22 protein-coding genes and 1 tRNA gene are annotated in these 14,623 nt (G+C 68.1%); 10 read left to right on the top strand and 13 right to left on the bottom strand.

Annotation, left to right across the window (positions count from 1 at the left end; all coding sequences use genetic code 11):
- Positions 1–66 precede the first annotated feature (66 nt).
- Positions 67–1,293 carry a DNA cytosine methyltransferase gene (locus MKK55_RS18110; RefSeq protein WP_243936940.1) on the top strand — a complete coding sequence of 409 codons (1,227 nt, stop codon included), beginning with the start codon at positions 67–69 and terminating at the stop codon, positions 1,291–1,293.
- Positions 1,294–1,527: 234 nt separating this feature from the next.
- Here MKK55_RS18110 and MKK55_RS18105 read toward each other — a convergent pair whose 3' ends face one another.
- A complete protein-coding gene (locus MKK55_RS18105) occupies positions 1,528–2,802 on the bottom strand; it encodes a hypothetical protein (protein WP_243936938.1) in 1,275 nt (424 codons plus the stop codon).
- Between the two features lie 56 nt (positions 2,803–2,858).
- On the opposite strand from MKK55_RS18105, the gene MKK55_RS18100 reads away from it, so the two are divergent.
- Positions 2,859–3,209 carry a hypothetical protein gene (locus tag MKK55_RS18100; protein ID WP_243936936.1) on the top strand — a complete coding sequence of 117 codons (351 nt, stop codon included), beginning with the start codon at positions 2,859–2,861 and terminating at the stop codon, positions 3,207–3,209.
- A gap of 13 nt (positions 3,210–3,222) precedes the next feature.
- Here the strand turns inward: MKK55_RS18100 and MKK55_RS18095 are convergent, their stop codons facing one another.
- Complete coding sequence (locus MKK55_RS18095) at positions 3,223–4,671, bottom strand: tyrosine-type recombinase/integrase (protein ID WP_243936934.1); 1,449 nt, start codon at positions 4,669–4,671, stop codon at positions 3,223–3,225.
- Positions 4,672–4,857: 186 nt separating this feature from the next.
- Between MKK55_RS18095 and MKK55_RS18090 the strand changes: the two genes are divergently transcribed.
- A tRNA-OTHER gene (locus MKK55_RS18090) sits at positions 4,858–4,931 on the top strand.
- Positions 4,932–5,191: 260 nt separating this feature from the next.
- Here MKK55_RS18090 and MKK55_RS18085 read toward each other — a convergent pair.
- Positions 5,192–5,395 carry a hypothetical protein gene (locus MKK55_RS18085; RefSeq protein ID WP_243936933.1) on the bottom strand — a complete coding sequence of 68 codons (204 nt, stop codon included), beginning with the start codon at positions 5,393–5,395 and terminating at the stop codon, positions 5,192–5,194.
- Between the two features lie 128 nt (positions 5,396–5,523).
- Here MKK55_RS18085 and MKK55_RS18080 point away from each other — a divergent pair, with 128 nt between their 5' ends.
- The 3 genes from MKK55_RS18080 to MKK55_RS18070 all read left to right on the top strand — a co-directional run bounded on the left by MKK55_RS18080 (position 5,524) and on the right by MKK55_RS18070 (position 7,263).
- Positions 5,524–5,862: a hypothetical protein gene (locus MKK55_RS18080; protein ID WP_243936932.1), complete on the top strand. Its 339-nt coding sequence runs from the start codon at positions 5,524–5,526 to the stop codon at positions 5,860–5,862.
- A gap of 66 nt (positions 5,863–5,928) precedes the next feature.
- Positions 5,929–6,441 carry a hypothetical protein gene (locus tag MKK55_RS18075; protein ID WP_243936931.1) on the top strand — a complete coding sequence of 171 codons (513 nt, stop codon included), beginning with the start codon at positions 5,929–5,931 and terminating at the stop codon, positions 6,439–6,441.
- Between the two features lie 258 nt (positions 6,442–6,699).
- Entirely contained in the window at positions 6,700–7,263 is a 564-nt protein-coding gene (locus tag MKK55_RS18070; RefSeq protein WP_243936930.1) for a metallophosphoesterase family protein, read from the top strand.
- Here MKK55_RS18070 and MKK55_RS18065 read toward each other — a convergent pair.
- The 10 genes from MKK55_RS18065 to MKK55_RS18020 all read right to left on the bottom strand — a co-directional run bounded on the left by MKK55_RS18065 (position 7,260) and on the right by MKK55_RS18020 (position 11,738).
- Positions 7,260–7,793: a hypothetical protein gene (locus MKK55_RS18065; protein WP_243936928.1), complete on the bottom strand. Its 534-nt coding sequence runs from the start codon at positions 7,791–7,793 to the stop codon at positions 7,260–7,262. The two genes, MKK55_RS18070 and MKK55_RS18065, sit on opposite strands and share 4 nt — an antisense overlap.
- 82 nt (positions 7,794–7,875) lie before the next feature.
- Entirely contained in the window at positions 7,876–8,073 is a 198-nt protein-coding gene (locus tag MKK55_RS18060) for a hypothetical protein (RefSeq protein WP_243936926.1), read from the bottom strand.
- Positions 8,060–8,479 carry a hypothetical protein gene (locus MKK55_RS18055; protein WP_243936924.1) on the bottom strand — a complete coding sequence of 140 codons (420 nt, stop codon included), beginning with the start codon at positions 8,477–8,479 and terminating at the stop codon, positions 8,060–8,062. Before MKK55_RS18055 ends, MKK55_RS18060 begins: the two co-directional genes overlap by 14 nt.
- The gene (locus MKK55_RS18050; protein ID WP_243936922.1) at positions 8,472–8,729 is read right to left on the bottom strand and encodes a hypothetical protein; all 258 of its coding nucleotides are present in this window, start codon (positions 8,727–8,729) and stop codon (positions 8,472–8,474) included. The genes MKK55_RS18055 and MKK55_RS18050 overlap by 8 nt, the downstream gene beginning before the upstream one ends.
- The gene (locus MKK55_RS18045) at positions 8,729–9,694 is read right to left on the bottom strand and encodes a hypothetical protein (protein ID WP_243936920.1); all 966 of its coding nucleotides are present in this window, start codon (positions 9,692–9,694) and stop codon (positions 8,729–8,731) included. The genes MKK55_RS18050 and MKK55_RS18045 overlap by 1 nt, the downstream gene beginning before the upstream one ends.
- A 72-nt stretch (positions 9,695–9,766) precedes the next feature.
- Positions 9,767–10,558, bottom strand: a complete 792-nt coding sequence (locus MKK55_RS18040; RefSeq protein WP_243936918.1) for a hypothetical protein — start codon at positions 10,556–10,558, stop codon at positions 9,767–9,769.
- Between the two features lie 10 nt (positions 10,559–10,568).
- The gene (locus tag MKK55_RS18035; protein WP_243936916.1) at positions 10,569–10,805 is read right to left on the bottom strand and encodes a hypothetical protein; all 237 of its coding nucleotides are present in this window, start codon (positions 10,803–10,805) and stop codon (positions 10,569–10,571) included.
- Entirely contained in the window at positions 10,802–11,092 is a 291-nt protein-coding gene (locus MKK55_RS18030) for a hypothetical protein (protein ID WP_243936915.1), read from the bottom strand. Before MKK55_RS18030 ends, MKK55_RS18035 begins: the two co-directional genes overlap by 4 nt.
- A complete protein-coding gene (locus MKK55_RS18025) occupies positions 11,089–11,496 on the bottom strand; it encodes a hypothetical protein (RefSeq protein WP_243936914.1) in 408 nt (135 codons plus the stop codon). Before MKK55_RS18025 ends, MKK55_RS18030 begins: the two co-directional genes overlap by 4 nt.
- Complete coding sequence (locus MKK55_RS18020; protein WP_243936913.1) at positions 11,493–11,738, bottom strand: hypothetical protein; 246 nt, start codon at positions 11,736–11,738, stop codon at positions 11,493–11,495. The genes MKK55_RS18025 and MKK55_RS18020 overlap by 4 nt, the downstream gene beginning before the upstream one ends.
- 187 nt (positions 11,739–11,925) lie before the next feature.
- Here MKK55_RS18020 and MKK55_RS18015 point away from each other — a divergent pair, with 187 nt between their 5' ends.
- The 4 genes from MKK55_RS18015 to MKK55_RS18000 all read left to right on the top strand — a co-directional run bounded on the left by MKK55_RS18015 (position 11,926) and on the right by MKK55_RS18000 (position 14,429).
- The gene (locus tag MKK55_RS18015) at positions 11,926–12,366 is read left to right on the top strand and encodes a hypothetical protein (protein ID WP_243936912.1); all 441 of its coding nucleotides are present in this window, start codon (positions 11,926–11,928) and stop codon (positions 12,364–12,366) included.
- A 180-nt stretch (positions 12,367–12,546) separates the two neighbouring features.
- The gene (locus tag MKK55_RS18010) at positions 12,547–12,855 is read left to right on the top strand and encodes a hypothetical protein (RefSeq protein WP_243936911.1); all 309 of its coding nucleotides are present in this window, start codon (positions 12,547–12,549) and stop codon (positions 12,853–12,855) included.
- Between the two features lie 594 nt (positions 12,856–13,449).
- Complete coding sequence (locus MKK55_RS18005) at positions 13,450–13,677, top strand: hypothetical protein (RefSeq protein ID WP_243936910.1); 228 nt, start codon at positions 13,450–13,452, stop codon at positions 13,675–13,677.
- Between the two features lie 98 nt (positions 13,678–13,775).
- Positions 13,776–14,429 carry a hypothetical protein gene (locus MKK55_RS18000; RefSeq protein ID WP_243936908.1) on the top strand — a complete coding sequence of 218 codons (654 nt, stop codon included), beginning with the start codon at positions 13,776–13,778 and terminating at the stop codon, positions 14,427–14,429.
- Positions 14,430–14,623 lie beyond the last annotated feature (194 nt).

Below are 14,623 nucleotides of genomic sequence, written 5' to 3'. Positions count from 1 at the left end.
GATGAGGAATGCCAAATCGGCGAATAGCACTCCTGGGCGGGGACCAGCTACGCTACGGTCGCGGTCATGCTCAAAACGATATCTCTCTTCAGCGGCATCGGCGGCCTGGATTTCGGATTCGAGGAAGCCGGTTTCGAGACGCGCGTCGCCCTCGAACTCGACAAGTTCGCCTGTCGCACGATGCGGCTGAACCGCCCGTCCTGGGAAGTGATCGAAGGTGACGTGAATGCAGTGCCGTCCTCCGTCATCCTAGAGAAAGGTCGGCTTTCGGTAGGAGAAGCGGACGTCCTGATCGGCGGGCCTCCATGCCAACCCTTCTCGAAGTCGAGCTACTGGGTCCGTGGTGACAGCCTGCGCCTGGACGACCCGCGCGCCGATACCCTGGCGGGCTATCTCCGTGTGCTGCGCGATACCCAACCGAAGGCGTTCCTCTTGGAGAACGTCGGCGGCCTCGCCTACGAAGGTAAGGACGAGGGACTGCAGGTCCTTCTCGACGGCATCCGTCAGGTGAACCAGGCGACCGGCACGCGCTACGAACCTGCGTGGCGGGTCGTCCGCTGCGCGGAGTACGGCGTCCCCCAGATCCGTGAGCGGGTGTTCCTTGTCGGGGCCAGGGATGGACGCCAGTTTCGGTTCCCCGAGCCTACGCATGGAGAGGCCGTGGGGGACATGTTCTCTCCCACACGCGAGCCCTTCATGACCGCCTGGGATGCGCTCGGCGACATCGCGGAGCCGAACAGCCTTGATGGCCTTAGGATCGGGGGCAAGTGGGGCGAACTGTTGCCCACGATTCCGGAGGGGCAGAACTACCTTTGGCACACGCCTCGCGGCGGCGGCATGCCCCTCTTCGGATGGAGGACGAGGTACTGGAGCTTCTTGCTGAAGCTCTCGAAGCGCCTGCCATCGTGGACCGTACAGGCCCAGCCTGGCTCGGCCATCGGACCGTTCCACTGGAAGAACAGACGCATGACGTTCCATGAGATGTGCGCGATCCAGACCTTCCCGAAGGGACTGATCATGCACGAGGGCCGGACGGAGATGCAGCGGATGCTCGGCAACGCCGTGCCGTCCCTGATAGCGGAGATTCTGGCGCGTGAGATCCGTAAGCAGATCCTTGACGTTCCGGCGAAAGGCAGGCTCGCCCTGAAGCCGAAGCGCAAGGAATTCGTACCACCGCCCGAGCGGCTAGCGCCGGTTCCAGACAGGTATCATGAACTTGTAGCGAACCATGCTGAGCATCCAGGCACCGGCAAAGGACGCAATGCCTCGAAGAGGGTGCAGGCCGCCGAGTAGAGTGATATACTGGGCTGACCGCCTAGCAATCGCGGAGCGACCTCGAAATTCTTCCACCAAGGCAGGCCTCCGACGCTGGCACATCCGGGCGACCTGCTCGCGGTGTAAAGCCCGCCTCGAATTCCTGCCCGAGGAGGGCCGATCGGGGGAGGACCCCGATGACCAACGCTCCGTCGGGCTCGTCGTGGTGTGGTGCCCCGAATGCGGGGGTGAGGTCGTCGGCCGGGAAAGGCGTTAGATCCGCGGTGGCCGCCGGTGCATGCCGAGCGTCGGGATCGGCGGCTGCTCGGGACGAGGATAGAACATGGCCCAATTGATATGGGCCCTGGGGACTCTCTGGTCGGCCTTGAGCAATTCGTCCCGCCGCCGGTTCAACGCCTCGACAGCCTGTGAGGCCGCTTCCTCTTCCGCGAGGCTGACGTGAGGGCCAAACAGAAACTCCTCGCTGATGCCGGAGGCCTCCTCGAACAGCGCGAGGAGATGGGTGTACTGACCCTTCACCATGCACATGCCATCCAGGACGTCCGGCCAGCGGTCGTAGATGTCATCCGTCCGGTACTCGGCGAGGTCCTCTATGAACTCGCACATGTCGTCCACGCCGGGCACCTCATCCAACCCCATGCCGGTCGACAAGCGGGCGTTGCCTAGCGTGTCATGCCAGAAGCTTGGTTCCGGGTGATAGGTGCTCGCGCGGGTCATGCTCTCGGCCAGCTTCGCCCGCTCACCCGGCGTGAGACGGCTGAAGATGTAATCGCCGACTAGCCGAGGGTTCTCATCGTCCTCCTGCCAGGACGGATGAGGCATCAGGTCGAGAGCCTCGTCTAGACGTTGCAATTCCTGCTCGTGAGACAGCTTGCGGCCGGGCTCCGGGTAGAACAGTTCGAGGTCGGCGTGCGCCATGGGGAAAGCGTACCCGTGCCTGAGATTGACGTCCCTCCTCGTATTGAGCTTGCCGACGGCCTCACGCACCAGTGCCTCTTCCTCCGGGGTCTGAGGCCCTCCGAACCTGGCGCCGCCGAACAGGACGTCGTCGGAAATCCCCGAGGCCATCTCGAACAGGGCGCCTATGCGCGCGTCGTCTCCCTTGCCCCCCTCGGACAGGCCACTCAGGATCGAAGCCCATAGGTCGCAATGCGGCTCCGTCCTGACGGCGGCGAGGCGTTCAAGGACGTCCCGCATCTCATCGTCTGTCGGAGGCTCATGGCAGCCGACGCCCACGCCCAGGTTTCCGAGGTCGCGATACCACTCGTTATTGAGTTCGGCATTGTCCTCGCCGCACGCCAGCATGTTCCTGCTGAGGGCGGCGCGATCCGCGAGGGTCATGTTGTCGAACACGTAGGTGCCCGCCAGCCGGGGCGCCGTCTCCGTCGCGAGCCATGACGGATGCGGGGCCCGCTCGAAGGCCCTGTGCAGCCGTCGCAACTGACGAGAGAGCCTGGCCCGACGAGGGTCCTTCGTCAGGCTGATGCCGTTGGGCGGGGCGGGGGCGGGGCGGGGATTGTCTACCATTCTCCTCAAATACCGAGGGACCATTACGTAGAGGTAAGAACCTAGGGTTACCCAGAATGGAATCCGTTCTGGAGGCCATCACAGTGAACGACACCGAAATTCCCGACTCGGCGTGGCTCGCCAAGCTGCTGGAGAGCAGCCGTCTCGGTGGCGATCCCGAGCGTGATCATGCTGGCGTCGACGCGGTGTTCGCGGTCTGGCTGACGGGTGACGACCAGGAAACCGTGAACGCGCGCATGGTCCGCGGCCGGGCCATCGTCCCGGGCAGGCCGGGGATCTCGATGTCGGCCGAGGCGGTCACGGAGGCCGCGCAGGCCATCGACTTGCAGCTTGAGATCGGCGACGCGATGGATGACCGCCCGTCGGTGCCGGCCCCGTGGCGGGCGTTCTTCGCCGAGGCGGGATGAGGGCGGGCCCGGATCAGGCCGACCTGATCTCCGGCGCCGGCTTCGAGGCCTTCGGCTTGCGCGCCTCCGTCATGACGGCGTGCAGGGCCTCCCGATCAGGAAGCACCGCCGCGGCGGCCGCCTGCTCCACGTGCTCCCGCCATGGGTCGAGGACGGCGCTCTTCTTCGCCAGGCGCCGGGCGCGGGAGTAGGCACTCTCGGTCACATCGTCAGACGCATGGCCTTCGTTGTGGTCGAGGATCAACTTCACCTCGGCCAGCGTGAACCCGAGATCCTCCTGCCCGTGGGTGGTGATGGCCCGGCGCAGGTCGTGCGGCGAGGCATCGACGCCGGGCATGATCCGGACGGCGTGGTTCAGCACGGACTCGTTGACGTGGCTCACCTCATCCCCGGCCTTCTGGGGACGCAGGCCCGGGAACAGCCATCGGGAATCCGTCGGCATCTCCAGCATCCGCTCGACGGCGGCCCGGGCGGCGCCGGCCAGCGGCAGGTCGTGGGTGCGGTTATCGCCCCGCTTGCGCGCCGTCTTCCGGAACGCCGGCGGGATGCGCCAGACCATGACCCCGTCCTCGATGGCGAAGTCTCGCCGCCGGGCCGAGACGATGGTGCGCCGGCGCTGGGCCGTCAGGACCATGAGCTCGACGGCGGCCGCGACGACGGGATGGAGGATGCCGGCCTGGGCGATGGCGAGGATGCGCCCGACCTCGGCGACGGGCGGGACATAGCTGCCCGGGCCGTCGTCGTCCTCATCCTCGTTCTCGCGCCGAGACCGCTCGGGCGGCTTGAGCGCGGCCATGATGCCGGGCTTCACCGCGGTCTCGCGCTGGTTCTCCTCCAGGGCGAGGAACGTCCACATGGGCCGGATGACGGATGCCAGGTGCTCGGCATGCCGCTCCCGGCCGGTCCGGTGCATCGCGGCAACGACGCGGGCCATGGTCCCGAGGTCGAGGGTCCAGGCCTTCTGGTGCTCGAAGGGCTTGAGCTCGGCCACCGTAAGCATCTTGCGGTAGTCGACCCAAGTCGCCTCGCGCCGTGTCCGCTTCACCTCGTCGAGGAATCGGTCGCGGGCCTCGGCGAACGTCCAGCGTCCGTCGGCATCCAGCCGGGCGGAGATCTCCGCCACGGTCTCGCGCTTCTCCTCGACCGGGGGAGGCGGCTCGACCATGCCGGTCCGGACGAACTCGCGCTGCAGCCAGCGGTCGTCGACCTGGCTGTTCCGGTCCCGCACCTGCTCCATGGCCGCGCCGGCCAGCTTGCGAGCCTGGGTCAGCGTGAGGAAGTCGACGGAGCCGAGGGTCAACCTGATCGTCTTGGTCGCCACCTCGGTCCGCCATGCCCACACGGCCCCGCGGCGGCCGACACGCAGGACGAGGCCCGTCTTGCCGTCGTTGACGTCGTACGCCTTCGCCCCGGCCGGCAGCGGCTTCCTCGCCGTCTTCACGTGGGCCTCGGTGATCGGCATGGGGAACGGCTCGCGAACTCGGACGGGTCTCGGACGGGATTCTGTCGCGGCGAGAAGCCGAATGCGCAAGCGGACTTAGCTGTCTTGGTGAACGGATCGTGGGAAGAGAACCGGGTTTTACTTCCATATCCCCTTGGAACGGCAGACTTTTCAGGCTACCTCAGTCCCCTGTGGAATCCCGGGCGGGGCGGGATGCTTGGTAACAGGGAAGCGGAATCATAATCCTCGTGTCGGGGGTTCGAGTCCCTCTCCCGCTACCAATATTCTCAACGACTTAGACGCGAAGCCCTGGCCTGGACGCCGGGGCTTTTTCGTTCCGGGGCGGATTTGGGGCGGCACCTCGGGTTTCCCTCGACGCCCAGGGAAGCCCGCCAGAGGCCCTCTCTGAATTCCCGTGGATGATTCCCCATCCCGGAAACCGCCTCGGAACGCCTCCGACCCGTCTCTCCCAGGCTCCTGTGGACGGCCGGCGCTTTGCGCCCGCCCACGTCATTGACAGGGCCGGTGATCCCGCCCGGGATCAGGACGCCAGCCTGACCGGCCGAGCCCGCCGCCGGTCCCGACCCAGCGCCTTCGCCAGGTCCGCCGGCCGCTCGGCCTTGACGAAGCCGCGCCCGCGCCGGTCCGGAGACACCGCCTGCCACATGTCCTCCGCCAGGGCCCGCAGGATCGCGTCGCGCTCCTCGCCTGGGCCTGCATCCAGGATGTCGTCGAATCCGTGCATTGCCAACCTCCGCTGTAGGAACAGATAGAGAACAAAGTTAAGCCAGCAAGCCCCTTGTGAATACCGCAAAATGCGGTATATTGAGATCAGCCACCCGGGGCGATCCGGGCCAACGATGGAACCCAGCCATGCGCAAGCTCACCACCGCCGACGTCCTCTGCAGCGAGACCGTTGGATACTTCCTCAACGAAGTCCGCACGCCTGCCGAGTTCGAGTCCGTGCTCGATCAGATCAGCGACCTGTCCGCCCCCGCCGAGGCGTCGAAGGTCGACCTCGACTACCTTGGCCCCGATTCGATTTCCGTCCTCGGCGACGGCTCCGTCCTGTGCTGGGGCGCCGAGTACCTGATCGACCAGAAGTTTCAGCGCGACCTGGTCGTCTACACCAGCGCCGAGAAATGGCGTTCCGTCCTGTCCGCCGAGACCCAGGCCGAAATCGAGCGGGCCGCCACTGTCGACAAGGACTGAACCCGAAACACGGACACCCACGGCCGGGGCGAGAGCCCCGGCTTTTCGCGTCGGAGGGGACACGACATGGCCTGGACCGTCAGACTGCGCGCCCACGGGGACGGGCGCATCCTGGAGAACGCCACGTTCACGACCCCGAGCGCGGCCATGGAAGCGTACCGGCTCCTGCTAGACCGCGAGGATCTGGTGGGCCAGCCGCTGGCCGCGGTGTTCAAGCCGCCGCGCGGCGCGGTTGACGACGGCAACATCGCGACCTGGTTCAGCAGGTTCGACCGGGAGCTTGGCGAAGGTCGCATCGCCGGCGACGACGACCGGCTCGACCCTTGGGCCGACGCGAACGCCACGAGCTCGGCGCTTAACGAACGCGCGCCCCGGGCGCCGGCCGCCGTCGACTGGGAGGCGGACGCGCGCCCGTTCTCCGACTGCCTCAAGGTATGGGCCAAGGCCCGGGGCGGCCGGGACGCCGCGGCGGCCGCGCTGCGGGTGAGCCGCAAGACCTTCGACGGCTGGTGCGACGGGCGTAGCGCAGCCCAAGAGGCCATGGCGCGCCGGCTCATGACGCTGATCGACCGGCAGTGACCATCTCGGCATCCAGAACGAGAACTGGATGTCGAAATGGTCAGTTTCCCACCTTCTTCACCCGGTCGACGGGTTGGGTGAAGAAGGTGGGAAAACCGCCAGGCCGCCCCGGCCAGGGTCCTGTTAACCCGGCCCGTGCTACCACACCGATTCCGCCGACCCGGAGAGACCCGTGAAACCGATAGCCACGCCCCCCGCCGAGATCCCACACCCCGGGGCGTGACGCCGTGCGCGCAGCCCCTCACGGAGGCTGCCCCGATGACCACCTTCTTCACCGCTGACACGCATTTTTTCCACGCCGGCGTCCTGCGCATGAGCGCGCGCCCGTTCGCCGACGTCGCCGAGCACGACGAGATGCTGATCGCCGCCTGGAACGCCGTCGTCGCCCCCAGGGACGAAGTCTGGCATCTGGGCGACTTCGGGATGGGCGGCACGCCCGACCGGTACGCCGCCGTGTTCAAGCGGCTCCGGGGACGCAAGTACCTCGTGCGCGGGAATCACGATAAGACCAAGACGACCTCGCTGCCGTGGCACGAGCAGCACGAGCTCGTCTCTCGCAAGATCGAGGGGCAGCGGGTGATCATGTGCCACTACCCGATGCGGGCCTGGGTGGGTGCCTGGAGGGGGAGCATCAGCCTGTTCGGGCACACCCACGGCCTCCTGCCTGACACCTCGCAGTCATGCGACGTCGGGGTCGACCGGTGGTCGTATGCCCCGGTCACCCTGGAGCAGATCCGAGAGCGCCTCGCCGCGACGCCGGACTTGCCCGAGGAGCGGGTGCGCGGCGCCGCGCTGGAGGCCGAGGACGACGGCGAGGGCTAGGAGCCGTTGGCAGCCCTGTCCTTCGTGAGCCGGACCGCCTCGTGGATCTCCGCGGCGATCTCGGGATCGTCGGGGCGGTCGTAGGCCCGTGCGCCGAGATCCCGCACGGTCGTCATCATGTGCGGCACGAGCCATTGCTTCAGGCGGTCATGCGCGCGCCGGTCGACCCGGGCGAGCTCTTGCCGGTACTCTTTCGCGACGATGCTGTCCCCGTAGGCCAGGTGCCACAGGCTGACGAAGACGTCGTCCAGCGCGATCAGCGGAAGTACCCGCTTCGCTCGCGAGGGGTCCGAGATGTCGGCGAAGTCTCGGCCGCGAACGATAGAGAAATCGAAGCGCTTGTTGTCCGGTGCCTTTTGGATTGCGACGATGACGTCGGCGAACTTGACGCGCTTCTTCAGCACGGCCAGTTGCCCCTGCCTCGGGATCGTCTTCATCTCCTTCATGTCGCTCAGGGCGCGCTTGAGCAGGTTGTTAAGCCACTCTTCATCCTTCGCGGTCGCCTCAAATGTATTTGCCACAACGTTCACCCGGTGGGCTTGATGCCCTATGCGCAGAGGAAGCCATAGTAGAGGTGTGCCGTCATCAAGAGTCGAACTCTTTCCTTAACGCTCAGTCCGCCCCGTGGACGCCGTGCCACTCCACCAGCAGGATCGCCCGGCTCCACACTCGGCGGTGGGCGTCGTCGTCGTCGGGGATGGTTCGGACCGCGGCGGCCTGGGCGCGCCCGTCCCGGGCGAGGAGCGCCGCGACGAGGGCGTCCACGATGAGCGTCTCGGCGCGCCACCGGGCGAGGTCAAGCGGCGACATCCTCGGCCTTCCCGTGGCAGGCGGTGCAGATCATCTCCGTGGCCCAGCCGCAGCCGTCCCCGCAGGCGTCCTCCTGACTGCAACCGCAGGCGTGGCAGACCGGCCCGATCACCTCGGGCAGCCGAAATACCTCGGTGAAGTCCGACCCGTGCTGCGCCGGCTCCACCCAGTGGTGATCCTCTAGGATGTTGGCGTCGAGGACGGTCTCCAGCAGCGCCCCAAGGGCGAGCCGCTCCGCCTCGTAGCCGGCGCGCGATGCCGGGTCCGGAGCGTGCTCGGCGATGCCGCGGGCGACGACGAGATCGAGCGCGGCCCGTCCGACGAGCTCCTGCTGGTCCCGGGTCAGGGAAGCCCAGGCCGCGGTGGAATCGAAGCGCAGGGCGGCGATGTTGGTGGGCTCAACCATGGTCGGCATCCTCCGATTCCGGGGCGGCCTTGACGACGACGGCGTCCACGTCCGGATCGAGGGCCGCCGCGAGGAACAGCAGCGTCAGGAACGCCAGGAAGGTCGCCGACCCCCACACCGCAGTTACGAAAAGCGCCCGAAGCAATGTGTCGGCGCGGCCGTCGATCAGGAAGCCGATGGTGACGATGGCGGCGGCCGAGACGGCGGCCCGCCCGGGGCCGCCACCGATGAGGTTGACGAGGGACCGCATCAGGTAGCCCTCCTGACCGGGGAGACGTCACCTTTGGCGAATCGCGGCATTTCCTTCAGCAGGAATTGCATCAGCGCTGCGCGGGCGTCGGGCGTGCCATGCAGGTACAGGCTGTCCTCGCCCAGTTTGATGACGATCTCGGGCTCGCGCTCCGCCTTCACGGCAGCCTCGCCCTTCTTCACGAGGTCGAGCACGCGCTCGACGGTGTCGGGGTCCCCGGAGAGGGTCCAGCAATCGCCGTCCTCGTCGAAGGTCATGTGCTCAGTGCGGCGCTCCTTCTCGTTGTCGATGGGCGCCACGACGTCCCGCAGGGCGCGGACCTCCTCCACGATCTGGTCGATCTCGAACGAGTAGCTGGGCCCGTGCAGGATGGTGACGATGTTGCGGAGGCCGTCTTCCCAGCGCCCCTCGTAGCGCTTGAGATCGGCGAGCGAAGCCGCCTCGGGCAACTCGGGCGGCCGGCACTCGCGCACCAGGACCTCGTAGGGCCCGATGGCGAAGTGGTACGGCGCCGGCTCGTCAGGAGCCAGGAAGCGCTTCTGCTGCCAACTGAAGGCGACCCAGCGTGTCCGGTCGGCGCGTTCGGGATGCCTTTCATCAGCGGCGACCTTCGCGGCTCGGGTCACCATCGCCACGCTGACTCCATCGACGCACGCGACGGAGAGGGAGCGGAACTCCGGCCAGCCGACCCGTACCGAGTAGAGCGCCTGGATCGGCTCGGCTGGCGCGGCCTGCTCGGTGGGTTGGTTGGTCCGAACCTCCACCCGCCCGTCGGCATGGGTAGTCCTCGTCTCCATGATGATCCCGGGGCCTTCGGCGGGCTTGCGCACGATCTCGAACCCGGCTGTGCCGAGGGCTTCGATCAAGTTGCCGGACACGTAATATGGGAGGGCCTTGTCGGCCTTGCCCCGCTCATAGGCTGACCACAGTGCGTCGTCGATGATGGGCTGGTACTCGCGCCGCATGGGACGCTCCTCTCTGGTGGGAGTTGCCGGGAATCGGTGGGCGCCCCTGTCGCCGGGCGCGCGACGGAGGCGTCAGATGTCGGCGAAGGCCGCCAGGTCCTCGGGAGCGATGACCTGCTCCTCGGCCTTGCGGCGCGCGGCCTCGATGCTGACGGTGGGGACGATGAGACGGAGCGAAACGACCCACTCTTTCTGCTTCGCGTCGCTCCACTCGGTGTAGGCATCGAGCAGCAGTTCACGGACCTCCCGCAGGGTCACGTCGCTGGCGAGGTCTACTAGGAAGGCACCGAGGAACCGGTGGAGCTCATCCGGGATGGGGCCGTCGAGATCCGCCTCGATCAGCAGGTCGATCAGCGGGGCTGCCTGCCGCCTCGTCTCCGCGGCCCGCTTGCGCGCCAGGGTCGCCCGCAGCCGCATGACCCTCGACCGGCGGACGTTCATCGCAACCTGCTCAGCTGCCGGCAGCCCGCGGACGCGCACGGCTTTGCCGGCAATGATCTCGTAGACCGGCTCTCGGTCGAGGAGACGGTAGCCGGGCTCGCCGCCGGGCCCGACGGATTCCTCCAGGATGCCCAGGTGGGTACCCCACCCGATGAGGTTGCCGACGTAGTCGAGGGCGAACTCCCCGCTCCATCCCCGCGGACCCCGAGCGACGTCGGCGCACTGCCGCAGGGCGGAGTAGGCGATCCAGTCGCGATCCACGCCGTAGAGCTTGAGGAGCGCGAGGTTGACCTCGGCCGGGTAGTGCTTCCGGTCCTGGCCGTAGCCCCGGCGCGCGATGGCGGCGTCTAGAACTACGTCCATGGTCACGCCGAGCAGGTGGGAATAGTCGGGCTGCGGGCGGTAGTAGTTGCGCCGGGGCATGCCGGCCTCCTCAGGCGACGAGGCGAAGGGCGGGCGCCGGAACGACCGTGGCGGCCCACAGCGTCACGCCCTCCTCGCGCGTGATCGAGCGGACGCGCCAGCGCTCGGGCCGCCCCCGGTAGAGCGTCTCGATGACGTGGCCGGCCTCGATGGCAGCACCGCCGAGACCGTGGACAGTGTGCTCGATGGCGCCGCTGGAGAATCCCTCGCAGACGACGGAAAAATCACGGTTCTCGCGGTGGATCACGGCTGGCTCCTGCGCTGGGGGACACGGGGGAGGCTGGACGGCATCGGCTTCTCGCCGTGGCTCTCGGCCAGCGCGCCTGCGAGGCGTTCGACACTCATCTTCGAGGTCTCCAGCAGCAGCCGGCTGACGCTGTCCGAGACCCGGAGGAGCGCGAGTTTCAGGTCCGGGTCGGTGAGCTCGTCGATCCGGCGGTCGACCGCGGCCCGGACGGTGACGAGGCGCTTGCGGGTCTCGGCGGCATCGAGGCGTGCGAGGCCGGTGACGAACTCGGAGCGGACGCTGGTCATGCTGCCCTCCGGCGTCGCGTCTCGTAGGCTCGGCGCCCGGATTCGCTCCGGTCGACCCGGGGGGCTGGGGTGCCGTTCTCGCGCAGCACCCGGTGGACCACTGCGACGGTGACGCCGACCTCGGCGGCCGCGTGGCTGACGCAGCCGAGGCGGGCGACGGCGGCGATCACGGCGGCATCCTGCTCTGGGGTCGTCGACCGGGCGTACGACGACCGGGACGGCTGGCCGGCGCGGCTCCGCAGGATGGAGCGCCCCTCCTGCGCGAGCTTCCGCAAGATCGACGGGGAGCACCAGAACCAGCGCTCGTCGGCAGCGTCGGGACCGTAGCCGTCCGCGATCTGGGCGACGCACTCGGGCCGCGGCCGGATGAAGACTTCCTGTTCGAGGGGGCGGCCCTGCGTCACGACACGGCCTCCGGCTGGCGCGGCACGTAGACGACGTCGCGTGCCAGGCCGAGCCCCCGCAGGATCGAATCCCCGGGTGCCCGGCGGCCCTTCAGGACGTCCGTCACGTACTGGGGCGACACCCCGTTCGCTGACGCCCACTTCGCCCTCGTGCCTGAGGCCATGCACTCCGCCAGCAGCAGTCGCACCACGGCTTCGTCGCGGAGGACTACTGGTTGTTCGAGGCTTTCGTCAGCCGCCATGGCGGTCTCCTGTCGGTGGTCCAGGAGGAAGGTAACAGCGATCCGCTTATCCGCTAGATGTGTAACGGATGATCAGGGAATATTTTTGCGAGGTCGATTTATTCTACTTTCAATAATAAATCTGGGGCCTTGTGGCGCCAGGAAATCGTGGCAATCTACTCGGGTAAGCTGAAATGCGGAGTGCCCGATGCTCACCCTGATCCTGTTCGTCATCACCCTTGGGGTCGTCTGCGCCTCGGCCTACGCGGCGGCCCAGCGCCCGCTGCCCCTCGTCGAGGCCCTGCCCGTGGGTGCCCTTGGCCTGTCCTGGCGCCGCGTCGGCGAGCGCCGGACGCAGAACGGCCCCAAGACCTTGTGGCTGGCCGACGCCGGCGATGAGGCCGTATTCTCCAGGCTCTACCGGGCGGACCGGGACGGCATGCGCGAGTTGGGCTTCTCGTGGGGCGGCGAACGCCCCGGCGAGTACGACAAGCCCGTGTGCTGGGAGCCCGTCCCGGCGCCGAGCAACGACCGATTCGCGGCCGCCTTCGCCCGGGCCGATGGCATCGCAGGCGAGGAGCAGGCCCGCCGTGCCGAGGCCGAGGCTGAACGCCGGGCCCGGGTGGCGGAGAACCTCGCGCGCCTGTGAGCGCAGGAAGGTGAGGAGCGCCTCGCCGCGGTCGCCCTCCTGCGCAAGCGGATCGCGGACCTGCCGTGGGCGTGGACGCGGGGGCAGCGGGAGAAGGCCCGGGCCATCTTCGCCGAGGGCGATCAGCCGTCCGACAAGGCGGCCAAAGCAGCGAAGCACCTCGTCCGGACGTGCGACGAGATGGTCGCCCGCGTCACGGAGCGGGCGCAGACGGAGAAGAAGGAGCAGTGGTGGGCGCTGGCCGCGAATCCGTCGATCCAGTCCCTCGTCCACGTCGCGACGAAGTTGCTCAGCGAACTCGACGAGGACTGGGCCACGGTCGAGAACTCCGCCGGCTGGAGCAAGGCCCACACCGCCATCGGGCATGTCCTCTCCAGCCTGCCGCGGCTCGGCCAGTGCGAGGCGTCCCAGGCCCTTTGGGCTGTGCACGTCCACCGGCGTCAGATCCCGGCGACCTTGAGGTCCGAGCTCTTCGGGGAGGCCGCGTGATGGCCCGGCGCCCGCATCCTAACCAACTCGACCTGTTCGCTAGCGTCACCGAGACGGCCCCCGAGCCCGCGCCCGCGGTGGTCGTCGCCAAGGCGCCTCGTTTGCCTGACGACGAGATCACGCCGTTCGTCGATGCCTCGATCATGGGCGTCGTGCCGGGCCGCACCCCGATGGACGTCGCTCTGATCGAGGCCGGCCTCGCGAACTTCTACTCCCTCTCGATGGGGTACTCGCTGCGAGACGAGACGATGCCCTTCACGCCACGGAGCATCGCCTTCCCGGTGACGCTCCGTCGCGACCGGGCCGGTCGCCCAAACCTTTTCCTATCGACGCCGGCCTGCGCCGACCTGCCGTACGTGCGCAGGGTCGAGGAGGTCACAGGGCTGAAGGCCGTGTGGCCGCCTGACCACGGCGATGCCCACGGGGGTATGTGGCACCACGCCATCGACCTCGCCAACGATGCCGGCTGGGAACGCCTAGCCGGGAGCCTGGAGCACACGGTGATCAGCTACGTGCTCCAGGCCGTCGCCCTCAAGTTGTTCTTGGGGGGAACTGTCGGTCGGGAACGCACGCGCATTCCTCGAACGGATCGGTGTGCCGGAACCCGCCGACGCACGCCCGGCAATCCTCGGCTCGTGGGCGAAGCCGTACGGCGCGTCGGTAACCAACAACTGCCCGCAGGGCTGGGGTGCCGTCCGCGCCGTCGAGCTCGGCTGGGTCACGCCCAAGCGCATGAAGGGCAAGCGCGAGATCGAGGCGGCCTTCACCGAGGCCGGGCTCGCCGCAATCGCCGAAGCGCGGGCCTCGAAGATCGCCGCCTGACCCCCCGAATTAAAATCCGCAAAAATGCGGATTTCCCCGATGTGCCTTTCGTCCGGCCGGGGCAGGATTTCCTCACCACCCACCAAGGAGCACCCGTCATGCCTAGCTTCCGCCAACTCCTCGCCTACGCCATCGCCGCCATCGCCTACGCAGCGCAGGCCCTCGCAACCACGACCAAGCTCGTCTGGCGCGCGGGCAAGTGGGTCGCCGAATCCGTGTCGGCACCCCTCCGCGCGGCTCCCCCGGCGCCCCCCGGTGGCTCCGCCGCCGAGGCCGCGGCCGCCCTCGCCGAAGCGTCCCAGGCCCCGGTCGGAGTCCCCGCCGGCTATCACCACGCGGCCGCCGGATTCGATCCGGCGAAGGACCGCACGATGGAGCAGGCGTACCTGGAGTGGGGCGCCCTGGCCCAGCAGTATGCGGTCTCGCAGGCTACCCCGGACGGCGTGGAGCCCTCCCTCGTTGCCTTGGACGACGCCGCCTACGGCTGGCTGGTGTCGCTCTCGGCCCCGGAACTCCTGACCGTCGCGAACTCGTCCCCGCGGCTGATCGGCCTCCACATGTTCGGTGAGCGCGACCTCGCGGGCCTGTCGATCTGCCCGACGCTGAAGGAGTACGAGCAGGCCAAGCTGATGAAGGCCGAGGCCAAGCGCTTCGCTGCCGCCCAGACCGCCGAGAACCGGCAGGTCACCGCCGACATCCTGCAGGATCTCGTCGACAACCCGACCTGGGGCCCCGCACCCGCCCACGCCTGATCGGCCCCGCCACCGGAACGACGAAGCCCGCCCTGGTCACCCGGGGCGGGCTTTTTTCGTGCCTCGTCGCAGGGGGGGCGACATATTGTCGAATACGGCTCTGACCTGAAATTTCCTGTTCCGACTTTCCCTGTGCGCACGCGGTAGCATCACGTGCGCACACGGTAGCACGTCGTCATGCCGTGGAGCCCCGT

The organism is Methylobacterium sp. J-059 (assembly GCF_022829485.1).
Lineage (GTDB): Bacteria > Pseudomonadota > Alphaproteobacteria > Rhizobiales > Beijerinckiaceae > Methylobacterium.
The sequence above is the reverse complement of the archived record's forward strand: the minus strand, read 5'-3'. Positions and strand labels throughout refer to the sequence as shown.